The 15,924-nt window shown below is 46.0% G+C and carries 8 protein-coding genes; 2 read left to right on the top strand and 6 right to left on the bottom strand.

Translation table 11 applies throughout. The features are described from left to right. Positions 1 to 140: 140 nt before the first annotated feature. The 4 genes from KMZ15_RS06710 to KMZ15_RS06695 all read right to left on the bottom strand — a co-directional run bounded on the left by KMZ15_RS06710 (position 141) and on the right by KMZ15_RS06695 (position 10,051). Positions 141 to 677: a hypothetical protein gene (locus tag KMZ15_RS06710; RefSeq protein ID WP_223691899.1), complete on the bottom strand. Its 537-nt coding sequence runs from the start codon at positions 675 to 677 to the stop codon at positions 141 to 143. Beyond that, positions 677 to 7,840: a hemagglutinin repeat-containing protein gene (locus KMZ15_RS06705; RefSeq protein ID WP_223691897.1), complete on the bottom strand. Its 7,164-nt coding sequence runs from the start codon at positions 7,838 to 7,840 to the stop codon at positions 677 to 679. Before KMZ15_RS06705 ends, KMZ15_RS06710 begins: the two co-directional genes overlap by 1 nt. 201 nt (positions 7,841 to 8,041) lie before the next feature. Further along, a complete protein-coding gene (locus KMZ15_RS06700) occupies positions 8,042 to 9,100 on the bottom strand; it encodes an ABC transporter substrate-binding protein (RefSeq protein ID WP_223691894.1) in 1,059 nt (352 codons plus the stop codon). Beyond that, positions 9,101 to 10,051 (bottom strand): LysR family transcriptional regulator, encoded by a 951-nt coding sequence (locus KMZ15_RS06695; RefSeq protein ID WP_223691892.1) that lies wholly within the window; start codon positions 10,049 to 10,051, stop codon positions 9,101 to 9,103. It lies immediately after the preceding gene. Positions 10,052 to 10,612: 561 nt separating this feature from the next. On the opposite strand from KMZ15_RS06695, the gene KMZ15_RS06690 reads away from it, so the two are divergent. Next, positions 10,613 to 11,995 carry a 2-hydroxycarboxylate transporter family protein gene (locus KMZ15_RS06690; RefSeq protein ID WP_223691890.1) on the top strand — a complete coding sequence of 461 codons (1,383 nt, stop codon included), beginning with the start codon at positions 10,613 to 10,615 and terminating at the stop codon, positions 11,993 to 11,995. A 19-nt stretch (positions 11,996 to 12,014) separates the two neighbouring features. Beyond that, positions 12,015 to 12,416: a hypothetical protein gene (locus tag KMZ15_RS06685; RefSeq protein ID WP_223691888.1), complete on the top strand. Its 402-nt coding sequence runs from the start codon at positions 12,015 to 12,017 to the stop codon at positions 12,414 to 12,416. A gap of 160 nt (positions 12,417 to 12,576) precedes the next feature. Here KMZ15_RS06685 and KMZ15_RS06680 read toward each other — a convergent pair whose 3' ends face one another. Both KMZ15_RS06680 and KMZ15_RS06675 read right to left on the bottom strand, forming a co-directional pair. Further along, complete coding sequence (locus KMZ15_RS06680; protein ID WP_223691886.1) at positions 12,577 to 12,864, bottom strand: hypothetical protein; 288 nt, start codon at positions 12,862 to 12,864, stop codon at positions 12,577 to 12,579. 589 nt (positions 12,865 to 13,453) lie between these two features. Continuing rightward, entirely contained in the window at positions 13,454 to 14,998 is a 1,545-nt protein-coding gene (locus tag KMZ15_RS06675) for a YdiU family protein (protein ID WP_223691885.1), read from the bottom strand. Positions 14,999 to 15,924 lie beyond the last annotated feature (926 nt).

Raw genomic sequence — 15,924 nt, 5'->3', positions numbered from 1 at the left:
CCGTAGCAAATCGCCTGGATAATTTTGGTGGCCTAAGCTCTCTATAAGAAGTTTCCCGTGAAAAAAATTCTAGCATTGACGATGAATACAAACTCTCAGGAGATTCTCTTGCCAAAAAATTTATTGTAGAGAGCTTAATATCAAGCTGCCAAAATAGCACCCGTCGAGATCGAAAGATTTATAATTTCCTCTGTATCCATTTGGGTCAGTGAGAGTCTTCCTTGTTCCTCACTAATAACCCAATTTGAAACAATGTCTTTGGAAAAACTCCATACCTTAGTCAAGTCTCTCATAAAAACTTGAGCACCTATTTCATGAATAACGCAGATATTTCCATTTTTCAGTAGAAACATATCAAAAAATATCCAATCTAGCTCAGACAATCGGCTTTCAATTGTTGAGGATGGTCGAATAGTAGAGACTGCAGCTATGTAAGAATCAAAGCCTATATACACAGTTTGATAATTTTCAACAAGCAATATTTTAGGCATTATGCCTGTGCCTGTAACTGCTATACCAAGCCCAAAATTCAGTTCATTTGAATCAGATTCAAGCAAATAACATTCATTAATTACTGGATGATTGGAACCCAAGATTAGCCATTTTTCATATTTACCCTTGAGTATGTACTCAAGGTCACTGACATTATCAAAAGACTCAGCAATAGAGATCATCATTATTTTCCTGGAGTGATTTTGTGGTGGTACCGGCCACCCTTAGACTTAATTATTTTTCCTGTAGACAAAAGATTACCTACCCAAATTGTTTCCAGCGTCGCAGCACCATTCGGCCCCATTAACAGCGACTCGCGTAACACATGACCATTTTCTAGGGTGCGAACAAAACTTCGAGGGTTACCGTAAGCCTCTAAAATAGACTTAGATAGGTATTGCCGAGCAGCAGGGGTATCAGATAGCCCAATTCTTTCAAGTTGGCGCAGCATATCTCGAGAGCGCTCAATGTTGTGTTCTATTCCCGTTGCTTTTCCAAAAAAATACTGTAACTTTTCCTCTATTTTTGAAACATTTGCTGGCTGGCTAACCGTCGTCAGCAACTTACCATCAGCGACAGAAGCGCCACCCGCTTTCGCCAAGTGTTCAAACTTCGAGGGACTAGAAAAATCTCCTAGTGTTTTCTTACCCACATGAAAACCAGCCTTGCCCAACACCCCAGCTACTTTTACTACACCCACTGCACCCATAATTGTCGAACCGGCTTCAAAAAGCAAATTCCCCATATCCTGGCCTGCTTGTAGAGTGAGTGTACTTCCCCCTACTTCTCCCGCCTTTTCTATTCGAGCAATCTTTTCTTTTATTCCTTTAACGACTACTTCACCCAATTGCTGCAATAGCTCTTTATCAGTTATCAGGGTTTTCACCGCTTTCAATCCTGCGATTGGATCCTGTATTAACTCAAATAAGCCCTCAGCAAGGTGCATACCTGCTTCAGTTAAACCCGCCCCTACACCTAACAGAGTCTCTATATTTTGAGTCTCAGATATATTTGTCCACGCTTCTTCTTTTTGCTGGCGACACATCGTATCTTGGCCACATGCATCCACTTCCTTTTGCTTCTGGATCCTTTGTTCGCTCGCCAGCCAGTTGTTTTCTATCGCTATACTTGCGCTTGTTAGCGCTGAGGATGGATCCTGGCCAACGGCTGCAGCAATACCCGTGACTAAACCCGCCAATAGATTGCGTTTCGCTTCTTGCTCTTGTTGCGTTGCATCAGAATCTGTTTTGAATAAGTTCGTCAATAAACTGGACGTGGCTCCTCCTATTGCGCTAGCACTTATGCTTTGATTGCTCGCGACTGCTCCGCCAGCTGCCACTAAGGCATGTAGTGTCGCATGCGCTGGACTGCCTTCTTCTAGAGCCTTAGCTTGCACCAACTGACCGATATAGCTTGTGCCTTGCTGCTGGATTAAGTTCACCACGCCGCTTTGCACGAACTGTGCGGTTGTACCCGTTACATTGCCAGAGGCTGCCGCTGTTAACGCAGTCAATACCCGCCGGTTGAGGCCACCTGGACCCCACTTATTATTTAACGCTTTCGCTTGCACACGCAACTCAGCTGCGTCTTCCTTTAACTGCTGCCGCCGCTCCTCAGGGATCAACGCGTTTTCATTGGCGAGCGTCTCTTTATTTTTAGCTTGCTGAATTTTACGATCCGCATCTTTGGCTCTATGTTGAATGAACGTATTCACTTCCCGGCCCAAGGCCTGCACGATCTCAAAGCCCGCTTCAATCTCAGCTTGATTAAAAATGGGCGCGAGCGCCGAATGGTTGAGCGCTGGATCACGGTTTAGGCTGGCGAGGGTGTCCTCTGAACTTTGTCCTGTTAATGCCTTGTGTCGAGTCTCATCCGTAATCACGATCTGAGCGCCACTGAGGGTGCTCTTTGTCGTAGACGATGCGGTGCCTGAAGCACTCATTGCAATGGGTATCGAGGGGCTGATCCCTTTCCGACTCGCCAGCTGATTGCCGCTATGCGCAGGCGTGATGGCTTCGCCAGACTGGCTCGAGCCAACGTTTTTTCCACCTGAGCTATACCCTATGCCTAAGCTTAGGCTGTGCGCATCGTACTTAGCCTGATTGGCTATATCATTGGCAACCAGCGTCGCCGTGACAAATTGATTCTTACCTTCTGCGATCGCTTGATCTGTACTTGCGATCACCCCGCCAACCAGCTTCGTATCGCCTTCAACCTTAATTTGAAAACCTCCGTCACCGGCTTGTATGCCTGTTTGCTCCGCTACGCTCCGATAAGTACTGTCTATCTTTTGTTGCGAGAAGTTAATGCTGACCGCAGAAGTGGGTCCTACCGTGGCACTGCCACTGATACTGTGATAGTGGCTGTTATAGCTGTTTGTGTTCTGCACGCTTTCAACCTCAAGATCCCCATCGATTTTGGCTTCGACTTGCTGGCCAGAGAGTTGAGCGCCTTTTAAGTGGACATCGCTTTGCGCGTTTAACATCAGTGTGCGACCCGCTTTGATCTGAGCAGGTGTATGGCTGACTTCAATGCCATCTGTGTGGCCACGCCCAAGACTGAGTGTGGCGGATGCCCCCACTGAGCTATGGGTACCGAATGTGGCTGCCACTCCTACTGCGCTACTCTGGTTATGGCGCGTACTGTGCTGACTAAAGGTATTAGTCGCTGCCTCAACGCTCAGTGGACCTTCTATATTGAGCTCGACATCGTGCTTGGCTTCAATCTGAGAGCCGATGACAGCGAGGGTTGACGCGTCACCTAAACCCTTCATATCCAAGCGCACAGTGCCGCCAGCTTTGATCGCACTACCCAACGCTGTGGTGCTCAACTGGGTTTGCTGAAACTCCTGATGACTTTCACCTATCATAGCGCTGACGGTAACGCCGCCAGCAGCTTTTGGATCGGCTTTGATTGCATCGTAAGCATTTTTAGCCGCGAGCGCGCCAGCGCCAGCGGCTAAAACGTGCATGCGTGGATCACTCACTTGCGTGCTGGCTTGAAGCATTTGCTGGCCTGTTTGCGCAGCAGCAATCACTGGTGCGCTGACTGAGACGGTCAAGCCGGATTGATGCCATTCGTTATGCTGCCAGCGTCGGCCTTGTTCATAGACCGGAACGACGGTGCCTTTGAGTGCTTTCCCCTCGATATTACCCTCAGGCGCTACCAGTTGGCTGCCGCTTTGGTGATATTCGCGGCCCGCGATGGCTTGGATGTAACCTGAGACACTGCCAATAACGGTGCCTATATGCGGAGTGCTTTCGCCTTCAAATTCATCTTTTTGTTGGCGCTCGCCAATGGTAAAACCCAAACTGCCGCTGTCCAATAAGCCAGAGCGCTCTTTGACTGAATAATGGCTGGCTTTCTCAATCTGCTGCGCAGCGTTTAGGTTGATGTCATTGTCAGCGTACAAACCCACAGCGCGCATGCCAATGATATTTGAGCCCGTCACACTAAGATCATGCCCAGCCTCCATCTTGACGGTTTCGCCCGAGAGGGTACTGCCCAATGCTTGTTTTCTATACAGTTTGCTTTGCGTTAATTCACTCGAGGAAGAGAATAAATCACTGGATTCAGAATAGTGAGATTCGGCAAAATCGAGTTCTTCATGGGCTGCTGCCACGTTAATATCTCGATCCGCTTTGACAGAAAGCCCTTTGCCAGCATTCACATAAGCGCCAGCCGCACGGATATCCCGGCCTGCTTTAAGTTCAAGTGCTCCACCGGTTTGAATGAGAGAGCCGACTTCGGTATTTTTGCTTACGCTTAACCAATTACGCGTATCCCATTTCAGTTGGTGCTGAGCGCCTACCGTGGCCGTGCCTAACGTTAGATCACCTTTGGCTTCTAAACTAGCATTTTCATCCACCTTGATTTGAGTTGCTGCCAGATGAATGTCCGATTCGGCATACGCTTCTAACTGCTCGGCTTGGACCTGAGTGATGCCCTCTAGTGCCGTCTGGCTACCACTGGCGGCATGAGTCGTTTGGGTTTGGCTCTGGAGATGGATATCATGGCCGGCTTTTAGGATGATTTTTTTGACGGCAATTAACTGGCCAGCACGGCTATCGATGTCATTGTTAGCCTGCATCGATAGGGTGTCCAAACTGACGATTGCGCCGCGCTGGTTATCAATGTTGCGCGCATTGAGATTCACCTTACCGCGGCTGATCATCGTACCGGCATTTTTAAATGGGCGGTCGCTGTGTAGTTCAATGGCGTTGGCTGAAATCAGCGAGCCGCTCAGAGGGACCGGGTTGGCGTCGTTTTTAGCCAGATAGAGTTTGGGCATCATGACCGTGTGCTCTGAGCCATCGGGCAATTTGATGCTTTGATTCACCATCCAGACTGGACTTGCGGTTAAGGCGGCAATTTGCTGCGGCGTGGGCTCTATGCCGAGCGTCAGATTATGTTGCTTGGCCCAGTCTGCACCTCTATGCATTAAAGCTTTGAATTCAGTAATCGGGTTTCGATAGCCGGATAGATAGTAGTGACCCGTCAAACCGATAATCTGGTCACGAATCAGTTGCTGTTCATAAAAGCCATCCCCTAAGCGCTTGGGTACGCGTTGGGGGTCAAGATTGAGTAAATTCAGCAAGAAATTGCTAGAAACGGTATCGCTATTGCGCGTAAAACGGGAATCGGTTTGAATCAGATAGGGTTGATTTGGATCCCGCTGAAACTGCTGCAAGCCGCTATTTAAGAGTGGGCTCATACTCGTTAGCGCAGAGGTGTTGAGCGTCAATGCCGTAGAGGGCTCTTGGTGGGTAACCGCGGTCTGTTGTTGATAGCTTGCTACATTCAAATTGATCTGCTCTACCTTGCTCATATGGTAGGGGGTTTGGCCAAACCAATGGCGCTGAAAATACCGTTTAAACCCGCCTCGCCATTCTCTGTCTGACCATTCCGCGGTACCGATATCGGCGGTGACCTGCTGGCCCATCGCATCACGGTTGTCGATCTGTGCTGGCGCGCCATCAAAATCGCTCAGTGTTCCCCCCACTACAATCTGGCTTTTATCGTTGATCACCTGCCCTGACAATCGAATCGCACCCCCGGCTTGAATTTTACCGGGCTCGCTGTGGGCAACCACAGTCCTTGTTACCCTCTGGATATAGTTGTAGATGGTAAAAGCATGAAATCTAAAACCTGTGCTGCGAACAATGAAAGAGTCTCCGCTGCCGTGCTCCCATTCAAGTTCAGACCTATTATGGCGGTAGTCGGTATCGACCGGCTGAACATCTTGGATAGCCGGAGATTCGGCGATGGTTTGTTCTTGAGTCGTAAAGTGTGAATTTTCATTGACCAGCTCTTCTGCATGGATCGAGAGATCGCCTACCGCATCAATCGTCGATCCATGATTGAGGATATGCTCACTAATACCCCGTACTTTGAGCTGAGCATCAAGTTCACCGCCGATGGTCAGGGTACCGCCGCTATAAAACACACCATGTTTGAGATTTTTAACTTGTTTAGCGCCGATCTCGAGGCTGTTTTGTGCGAAGATCACGGCATTCTTATTGATCAAGCCATCCTGCACGCTTATTGAAATCGTATTGCCAGTAATCAAATACTCGGGGGTTTTAAACGGATTCGCCTGAAGAGACTCTTGTATCGACCTGAATAGGTCATGACTTAATTTAGCCAATGCGCTCAATAGAGCCTTTTTAGGCCCTTCAGCTATTTCAGACTCTTCAAGATCTTCAAGCCATTGACTTATACCGTTGCTTATCCCTCCAGCCTCGATCCAGACGTGCTCCCTACCGTGCAATGCGCCTTGGTTGTCCAGAACGATGGCCGCTTTTATTTTGAGCGATTGGTCCGAAAAAAATGTCCCACCCTCATCATTTGATATTTGAGGAGCGGTGACGGTAACAGAGCCTTTGCCACTGATCAAACCCAGCCCTTTTATTCCTCGGGAATTGCCGTTCACCATCGAGGCGCGAGCCACAATTTCAATCTGTCCTGTGCCATTATGAAGCAGTCGACCGGACGTATTGTCAATCGTGTCTGCCTGCAGATTCAATACGCTTTGACCCTCGCTAACTTCTATATGGCCCCACATATTGTTAAGTTCGTTACTCCTCAGAACAAGGTCCGAACTCGCTGTGATTTGCCCATTTGGATTGTCCAAAAGTTTTGCGTGAATCAAAAGCTTCTCTCTAGACTCAATCGTAGAAGACTTAGCATTGGTTAGGCTCTGTGCTGAACCTTTTGCTTTACCCTGGGCATTGAGGGCACCACCTATCGTCAATTCGCCATCGCTATGCACTAAGCCACGTTCTTGATTGTGTAGAGTCTGAGCTCCAATCGTAAGCTGACGGCGTGCCATGATCGCCCCAGCTTGATGTTCCTCTGTATCTTCTAGACCATCATTGATTAAGCTCTGCGCACTGATGGCTACCGTGCTGCCTTGAATCACCCCTTGGTTTTTGAGCTGCTCTTGGGTATTCAGCGTCAGAATGCGCCCGTCGATCAAGGCGTTTGCTTGATTCGTCAGGGTTTTCGCCTCCAGCGAAATATCGCGCTGAGCACGGAGTGTTCCGGTATTGTCTAAGCGATCAACTTCAAGTGTGAAATCACCGCCTGATTGAATCTGATGACTCGAGTTGTATAAGAGAGCCGCTTTAATTCTTAGGTGTTCACGCGCGTGTAATTTGGCATTCTTTGTGAATTTCAGCCACCCCGCGCTGACCTGGTTTAATTTGGACAGATTTTGCCCAGTCTGGATGCTCGCTGCTGGTTGAGTGGCAATCACCGGGACGCCTAACTTCGTATAATTAACTTGATGCTTGCCAGTGCTAATGTTAATGGTATTCGCCTGCAATTCTCCGTCTATTTTGATGGAATAGGCGATGAGATCAATTTGATCAAACTGCTTAAGCTTTGCGACACTGTTGATAGTAATTTGCCCTTTTTTGCTCACGAGAAATGCATCAAGGTTACCGTCGCTGCCTACCATAGGCTCACCCGCCGCAAATATAATGCGACTGGTATTGAGGAAATTGCATCCCCATAAATGAATGCCATTAGCATTGGAAAAGGCCAATTGGGCTCGTTGTCCTGCGATTTTTACGATGCCCTCGAGTTTGGATGGCCTGTACCCTATGGTCTTATTTAAGATCATCCGCACTGCAGGGCCATTATTTAGGACTATGCTTGAGGAGGTAACATCGAACTCTTGATACGAGTTATACGAGATGCCTGCTGAATTGGGCGGGGCAATATCGAGAGTGGGGGGATGCGTCGCCGTATGAGCATCCGTTGTGGTGTGCCTCTGCTCATTGGATGAAGTGGAGGCGGTGGGAACCTGTTGAGCCGATATCGCGTTAACTACTTTCAACATCATTAATACCCCCATTCAGAACTGGTAAACCAGTTTGAATGTTGTTCTGTGTCAGTCATTTAACCAAATACGAGCAATGCTCGCGGCGGAACATCAGAGGCCATGAATACAGCCCAAATAGGTTAAGCGTTGAATTAATCTAGCATCCACTGAGTAAAGCGTTCGATGGCCGAGCTATGCTTATCCATCCAGTACAAACCATCGTTAAGCAAGCCTTTTTTTAAATTGTCGGGATATGTTGCAAGTAGCTTTACATGCTGGGGATCGATATTGTTTTTTTTTCAAAATACTTGGTTCTAACGCGGCAGGTTGAGTAGGTGCAATCCCGTAGGGGATAAGGCGCGCCTGCCTTTCTGGGGCCGTAGCAAATTGGATAAATTGACGGCAAGCATCAACGTTAGGCGTTTCCTTTAAAATAGTCCAATTGTCATATGCGTAAATGTGTTGATCCCAGGAGAATGTAACGGGTGCGCCTGCTTCCATAGCGGATATGACAGAAGTGGAAAAAGCGGGGATCAAATGTACTTCCCCTGCTTTTAATAGATGTTCAGCCTGCGGGGCATTTTGCCACCAGATAGGGACATGTGACTTGATTCTATCTAGGCTACGAAATGCACGGTTAATTGCATCAACGCAAGAATATACTTCGCTCGGAGCCACACCATCAGCCATCAACGCTTCTTCAATAGTATCGAACGGGATTTGACGTAGACCGCGCAGGCCAGGAAATTTCTCCACATTCCAAAAATCCCCCCACGTTCTCGGCATAGAGCGTCCTTTAAAAACATCCGTCCGATACGCAAGCACTGTAGAGTAAACGTTCATCCCAACACCGCATGTTGATAAAGCCTGCGGCATAATGGTTTTTACAACATTATCATCCTCGAGTTTATGCGGTTCCAGGTAGCCTAACTGGCTAAGGATTGGCACTGCTCTACTACCTAAACACGCCATGTTCCAATGATATGTCCCCGTCTTGACCATCGTTTTAATTTCCGCGATAGGTTCCACATTTGACGGAATGCCCGTTACTTTAATACCGGTTTCTTGTGTAAAAGGTTCAAAAAGTATTTTGGTATAAGCGATGTGACTCTTCCCGCCCGAGGTGCGGATAACAATTTCCTGATTTTTTGGAGAGGTGAGTTTCTGATTAATTTTTCGAGAAGTCATAATGAATGGAATGGAAGCTGCTGTTATCCCCGCAGCCGCTACTGCCTTAATCATGTTGCGGCGGTTATTGTTAGGCTTATTTTGATCGTCCATTTACGTCCCTGATGTTGATGGAACAGAATAAATTTCTGGTGTTTCCCTGAAAACAGATAATCCTATGCGGAGCAATTTAAGTAAGTGTTCCATAGCTGGAAAAAGTGGCTTACCGCGTCTAGTAATTAAAGACAGATCGATAGAATTGAAAACGGGATGGTCTATTTCTAATGCAATTAAATCCCCTCCTTGAATTTCCTCGCGTGCCGAGAAAGTCGACATAAATACGGTACCTGGGTTGGTATAGACAAATTTCTTGCGGGCTATCGTTGAGTTACTCACAAGCGCCGGGGAAGGGAGCATAATTTTTTCAGAACGTGCGACCGATTCAACTGTCCGCAATAACATCCCCGAGGCTGGCAGCGTAAACGGGTAGCCCATCGCTTCTGAAAAAGTCACTTTATGCCTATCGGCTAACGGATGATTTTTACTAACTAACATGCGTAAAGGTAAAGACACATGCGCATGACGTTGTATATCGGGAACCTCGGGGCAGATGTGGGCTATTCCTATATGGGAACTATCTTCGAGGATTTGATGAACTATTTTGGGGGATTCAAATATTTCTTCGATATGGAGATTGATATTCGGATACTGACAACGAAAATCTTCTAATACACCCATAAGCGCGCCTACAAAAGTAGAGGGTATAGCAAGGTTAATACTTCCTCCTCGCATGCTGCGCACATCCTGTAATTCTTTCTCTAAAAATTCCTGCAATTCACGGCTTCGGCGGCAATATTCAAGTAGCACCTCCGCTCCTCGAGTCGGTATAACTTCACGGACACCAGGATGGCGCACGAATAATTGGCATTCTATTTCTTCCTCTAACAACTGAATCTGCCGCGTAACCACGGATGAGTACGAATCTAAATACTCTGCGGCTTTGCGAATTTTTTTATGGGAATAAACCGCTTGAAAGTAAGACAGCCCCTTTGGATTGATGATCACTGCCTCTCCCCCTTACAGAATACCTCGCATTGAAAAGTAACTCGCTTAACATCAAATGAATTATAGAGCTGGCAACGAAAATCTAATGCTGCTTGTTTGTTTTTTAATGCTGCTTAATAAATTTTAGACAGTGTAATCTGAAGAGAAAAAATCCAATAACTGGTTAAATATACAGTTGTATAAAAGAAACAAATTTTTCTCTATTGATTAATTGAAAATTAAACTTTGCGTATTAAATTGATTTAAGTATTTTAAGAATAATGAAAATCTCAATTAATCTAGGAGCACACAACTTTAAAAACGCATTTAATTGCTCATTAGATCAGCAGCAATAAAAATTACGCTTGTTATTTTTTATATATTCTATACCGATCACACTAGCATCGGAATCATTTTCGGAGATAAAAATGTTTCCGACACAACATGATCTCAATAGCTCGTGCTTCGACTACACAACGCCATAGAAAAATGTCTTTGCTTTTTTAGGAAGATTAAAAATTTTTGGGCGCGTCTTCGGTAGCACGTGTGCGATGAATAGATCTAATCTAGGAGACGTAAAAAATGAGCATTTCTTCTGCTGAGAGTAGTGTTTTGACAAATAAAAGGTGGCGATATTTTCTACAGGGACATAAAACTGGTATGTTTCGCTTCCCGTTTGGTTGCCTTCAATGGCAGAAAATAATGAGTCTGCGCATCGGCATTATTCCATTGCCGGTTTATAGTGTTATTCTTATTTGTTTGGGCATCCTTTTAGCCTTTGGAAAAGTCTCCGGCGATATTTCAATCATGGTCGCGCTACTTGCCGCATGTGGCTTTACCTGTGCCGAAATAGGAGCGCGTATTTCAGGGTTAAGGCAAATAGGCGGGCCTGTTATCGTGAGCATCTTCCTTCCCGCCTATCTAGTTCATTACAAATTTTTACCGGCTGAATTAGTCGGATCAATTAGCGATTTCTGGCACACAACCAAGTTTGTCTATTTATTTACTGCCTGTGTGATCGTTGGCAGTATTCTTAGCATGGACCGCCAAGCCCTTATCACTGGCATCGTTAAGATTTTTATCCCCCTTGGTGTAGGTTCTGCCATTGCGGCAATAGTTGGAACACTGACCGGTATGGCCTTTGGGCTAAGTGCACACTACACATTTTTTTATATCGTTATCCCCATTATGGCGGGCGGCATTGGTGAAGGCGCTATCCCTCTCACCCTTGCTTATGGCGAGATTTTGACTATTCCACAAGAACAGATATTCGCTCAAGTCGTACCGGCTATCGTGCTGGGAAACTTGGTGGCGATTATCTGCGCAAGCCTGCTTAATCAATTGGGTAAGCGTTATGCGCGATATAACGGGCAAGGGCGTTTATACGACGCTGAAGATGGTATGCCAGCAGAGCCTATCAATACCTCATCGGCCAAGGTTGAGCACATCGCAGCCGCGGGGATGGTTGCGATCGCTTTCTATATCGTAGGCATCGTCGCCCATAAACTGATTGGCTTACCCGCGCCCGTCGCCATGCTATTTCTTGTTGTGCTAGTCAAACTTATTTATGCGATCTCACCCAAATTAGAAAATGGTGCTCGCACTGTTTATAGTTTCTTCTCTAAAGCGATGACGTATCCCTTGCTATTTGCCATTGGGGTAACTACCACTTCTTGGGCTGATTTAATGGCAGCTTTCAACTTAGCCAACATCGTTACAATCTTAGTAACAGTCGTTACGCTTACTACAGTCGGTTTTTTCGTAGGGAAATGGATCGGTTTATATCCAATTGAAAGTGCGCTTATTAATACTTGCCACAGTGGCATGGGAGGCGTTGGCGATATTATTGCGATTCTGACTTCTGCACACCGACTAGAACTGATGCCGTTTGCGCAAATAGCCACTCGCCTACGGGGGGCGCTGACTATTACTGCAGCAATTATTTTACTAGGCATAATTTCGTAAGATTTTTATTTAAATGACGATGCGATCTATTTTTCTTTCCATACTATTATGTATTTTTCCTTTTATAGGCTGTGGTGGTGATAATCCTAGCCACGGAGAACAGGCGCTCATGCCTGGAAAAAATAAAAATGCGAAAAAGTCCTTAGCGGAGCTTGCAGACGAATTAAGCAAAGTGAAAGTAGAAGATTATGGCCGTGCTGTGCATGATAGAGCAGTAGACTTAGGAGAGATCGCACGTAACTTAGAAAAAATTATGCTAGAACCAACTGGGAGGATCGCAAGTAGAACCTTATTGCTGATGGAGCGTTTAATAAACGTAATCCATTCTTATCCAAGTGTGGAAAATAAGAGTTATATTTTAAATGACATTTCAAAAAAGACGGAAGAATTGAAAGAGGAAATAACTGGGAATATAGAATAAATTATAGGAAATTAAAAAATATATTAAATTAAATTTTTAATAAAAAACTATTAGTTTGAAGTGATCATCAAATATTTTGGCTGGTATGTGTAAAAACTTGATGGTCACTTCAGATGGCGCAATAAATAAATATCGAAGTGATCCTACTGAAATCTTATTTTTAAATTACTTCAAAAAGCGTATGGGTATAATTGGATAATCTGTTTTTAAATACACGTTTGGTTTCATCTGCGCAGATAATCATCCACGCTTCAGAGGTTATTTGTACACCATCTTTTTTTGCTTCTGCAAGAATATTTTTTATATTTTTAATTGAAGCGTGCAAAAGCTTATTAAGCGGTAACGTTTGGCCGTGCCTAATCATATCCGCAGCCTGCTCTAGTTCAATAGACAAGCCGTGCCGGAATCGTTCTAAGTTTTCTATTTCTTCTGTGGTTAATGCGTTCATTACATTCTCCTTGTGAAAATTATTTTTACTTTTTTCAAGGATGGAAGAATATGTGCTGTAGGTCTGACTACACAATATGCCGCATGGCATAAGGTTTTACCTTTAGGATTTATGAATGGTGGCTCCGCTTTGGATAGCGGCCAGATTCTGGCTCGCCTTGTACCTCGATGCGGGTTCTACATTACCCTGTTCGCCTCATTGAGATGATTTCGTAAAGGCTAAGTTTTTCTCATCTATGGATGGTCGATTGAGGATTTCAAACGACAGCTTTATGCCGATATTATTTTGTGGTTGCGAGGCAGATTCGAATCCTAGTAAGATAGAGATATTCCTACTAATAATTGAAGCAAACGCAGTACATTTTGTAATGTAGGTATCTTAATTAATAAACCCTGGAAAGCCTTATAAATACGTTATGTGTGAATCCCCCTCTCTCCGCCAGTTATAGTGCAACGTCATCAAGCCTTAACAAAAAATACAAGTATTTAAAAGGGTTGACGGGGTTTTTGTTGCAAATAATGCCCAGGTTTGACAAGGGGCAGCTAGTGCAAATTGTGGGTAACTTTCAGACTTTGCTCCTCTTGACGCTTTAGGACGAACAACTCACTTGGAGCGAGCTTGCCCAAGCAGGAGGCAGCTGTGCATACGCCTCATACTCTGGCAAGGCATTGAAGGGGCGACGCAGCACATTCAATAATCGCTCAACTTCAGAGAAGTCTTTTTCTTGAGCAAGCTCGATTGCCTGCTCGACTAAATGATTACGCAAAATATATTGAGGGTTCACGCAGTTCATCGCGCTAGCACGTTGGCTATCATCGCGGCCTTCATATGCTAGGCGCGCACGGTAGGTTTGTAACCAGGCATGAAAAGCTGCGCAATCAGTAGTAAAAAGAGAGCTTACGCTTGCATCATCGCGTGTATCGTGTTGACAAATTTGGGCAAGCCGGCGAAAGGTCAACGTAAAGTCTGCGCGGTTCTCATGCATTATTTTAAGCAGCTGATCGATTAATCCAGCGTCGCCATCATGCCGGCGCGCTAAGCCTAATTTGGCGCACATCCTTGCTTGCAATGACTGCATGAAGCGAGGCTTGAACTCGCCAAGAACAGCTCTTATTTCCTCGAGAGCATCTTGCTTGCCGCTGGCACTCTGAATTTCTATGCTGATGATGGGTAGCAACGCTTGTGCCAGGCAAAATAGGTTCCAATAGGCGATTTCTGGCTGCTTTTGATAAGCATAGCGCCCTGTTGTATCTGAATGATTACAGATATGGTCAAAGTTGAAGCTATCGATAAAACCATAAGGGCCATAATCAATGGTTAAACCCAGTATCGACATATTATCGGTGTTCATCACGCCATGGCAAAAGCCAATTGCCTGCCAGTGCGCAATCAGATCTGCCGTGCGCCACGTGACTGCTTTAAGCAAGGCGAGATAAGGCGTATCGGTGTTGTCGCAATCAGGATAATGACGCGTAATGATATGTTTGGCGAGCAGTGCAATCAGATCAGGGCGGTTAAGTGCATAAAAATGCTCAAAATGGCCAAAGCGCACAAAGCTTGGGGCAATGCGGGTGGTAATGGCGGCTGTTTCAACGCATTCACGACGCACGGGTAAATCTGAACCGATGACACACAATGCACGTGTAGTAGGCACACCAAGATAATGCATTGCCTCGGAACATAAAAATTCACGGATAGAAGAGCGTAGCACTGCGCGCCCATCGCCCATTCTGGAATAGGGCGTAGGTCCCGTTCCTTTTAATTGAACTTCATAATGGCTTTGACCATGCTCAATTTCACCAAGGTTCAGCGCACGGCCATCGCCAAGTTGGCCCGCCCAGATACCGAATTGATGGCCTGCATACACAGTTGCGAAAGGCATTTTTTTAGATGTCCCAGACAGAGCGTTGCCGGCGAACCAGGCAACAAAAGCGGGGTCATGCGCAATGCGAGCTTCGAAGCCCAATAGCGCTGCTGCATCTGCTGAAAAGCCAACGAGATAAGGATTAGGAACAGGCGTCGCTGGCACCTTTGTATAAAAATCAGGGCCAAGTGATAGAAAGCTATCTGGCAAAGATTGCTTGAATGTGTCAGCTAAATTAGAAATATCGACTGTATCAAGAGAAGTTGGCATGTTGAAAAATAGCGAAATCGAGTCGCCAACGGTGCGATTAGTACAGATTAGGGCGCTTTTGAAAAAAACTGTAGGAAATCTCAGCCTGAATCAATCTATCGATGGCCAGATAATGGCCCTCTCCCTGAAGAAGGAAGCGATCTATCTAATTCGCTGTCAAAAGCACCAACTCCCCTTTTGTATGCGAAAGACGATAAAAAAGCAAGGTTTTTGCATATGACTCGGGTACTATCGGAACGTCATGCGTTGAACTCCAGCACAGAGCCGCTTTATATTCCCCGTCTTTTTTTCGCCTCCACTGGAGAACGGGCCCATCCCTACAACCTGTCACCAAATAGTTGCCACTGGCAGCCGCTTTCCAGGCGAGACTCATGGTTGCCGGAGGCGAACTGCTATGAAATTCCTAATACTTTTCTAAATAGATTTGCAAGACCCGCTCTTCATCTTTTATAAAGCTTACACACTCCTCATGTCGTCCGATTCTCACTTATGATTTGTGTTGCTGTAGCACACTAGCGCAATCGCCCCGGACCTCGCCGTCAAAAATTGACAGTCGCGCGACTCACTTTTACAATGGACCGTGTGGCGTTGGTAAGCACGATATAAAAGCTTCGCACACCAACGCTTCATGCAAATCACGAACGGAGCACTAGAAAAATGAAACCCAGCGTCTCGGGTGAACATTATCCGTTTCCCTTTTTCCGTCTTTTTTAGCCCGCGGGCCGGTGCTGTCGGCTTGCAGAGTTCTTTTCACGCCCTGGCTTATTGGCCGTGCACAATGGGTCTGCCCATGTCTGCGATTGAGATGACACTCATGAGCACATGGGATGCGGTCTTTGATCGGTTGATCTGTTGATCGCGCATTAAAGCGGTTACGCGAACTAGCGGCACGACCCTTGGGGCAAGACGATGTGGGGCGGTGACGA

Source organism: Mycoavidus sp. HKI, from assembly GCF_020023735.2.
Classification (GTDB): Bacteria; Pseudomonadota; Gammaproteobacteria; order Burkholderiales; family Burkholderiaceae; genus Mycoavidus.
Note: the sequence above shows the minus strand (reverse complement) of the source record. Positions and strands in the feature narration are given on the sequence as shown.